General features: G+C 63.4%; 1 protein-coding gene. It reads left to right on the top strand.

The genetic code is table 11. The features are described from left to right. Positions 1-1,190: calcium-binding protein (locus F3K02_RS12395; protein ID WP_281362782.1), on the top strand; the 1,190-nt coding region annotated here is incomplete at both ends.

Raw genomic sequence — 1,190 nt, 5'->3', positions numbered from 1 at the left:
TGTGCTGCGCCTGCTGGGCTCGAATGATGAGATTCGCTTCCAGCCCGATGCGGTCCAGGAGGTGCTGTTCGGCAATGGCACGGTCTGGAATTCGGCGCAGTTCCCGCAGCTGTCCATGGCGTTCATGGCAGCCATGCCCGGACAAGATTTCCTGGGTGGCTCCTGGCAGGCCGACTACCTGCAGGGTGGCTCCGGCAACGAGACCTTGTTGGGCAACGACGGCAACGATGTGCTTGACGGCGGCGCTGGCAACGACTGGCTCGACGGTGGCTATGGCTCCGACATCTATGTGCTCAAGGCCGGAGGAGGCTCCGACACGGTCATCGACTTTGCCGGCTACCAGGACAACAACCGCATCGTCGTCGCACCCGGCATCGGCCCGGATCAGGTGGCCCTGTTCTGGAACGAGGGTGGGCCTGACCCGCTGACGGGGCAGTACGTCCCCAGTGGCTTTGTGCTGCGCCTGCTGGGCTCGAATGATGAGATTCGCTTCCAGCCCGATGGCATCAACGAGGTGCTGTTCAGCGACGGCAGCACCTGGAGCGCAGCCGAGTTCCCGCAACGGTCCAAGGCGTTCATGGAAGCTATGCCCGGCCAGATGTTTGTGGGTGGCTCCTGGGGTGCCGACTACCTGAAGGGTGCAGGTGGGAATGAAACCATCGTGGGCAACGACGGCAACGATGTGCTTGACGGTGGCGCCGGCAACGACTGGCTCGACGGCGGCTACGGCTCCGACACCTATGTGCTCAAGGCCGGAGGAGGCTCCGACACCGTTCTGGACTTTGCCAACTACCAGGACAGCAACCGCATCGTCGTCGCGCCGGGCATCGGCCCGGACCAGGTGGCCCTGTTCTGGAGCGAGGGTGGACCCGATCCGCTGACGGAGCAGTACATCCCCAGTGGCTTTGTACTGCGCCTGCTGGGCTCGAACGATGAGCTGCGCTTCCAGCTCGATGGCATCAACGAGGTGCTGTTCAGCGACGGCACAGTCTGGAATTCGGCACAGTTCCCGCAGCTGTCCATGGCGTTCATGCCAGCCATGCCCGGACAAGATTTCCTGGGTGGCTCCTGGCAGGCCGACTACCTGCAGGGTGCAGGTGGGAATGAAACCATCGTGGGCAACGACGGCAACGATGTGCTTGACGGCGGTGCCGGCAACGACTGGCTCGACGGTGGTTATGGCTCCGACA

The sequence above is a fragment of the Hydrogenophaga aromaticivorans genome, assembly GCF_013387465.1.
Lineage (GTDB): Bacteria > Pseudomonadota > Gammaproteobacteria > Burkholderiales > Burkholderiaceae_C > Hydrogenophaga > Hydrogenophaga aromaticivorans.
This window is presented reverse-complemented; position numbering and strand designations above follow the sequence as displayed.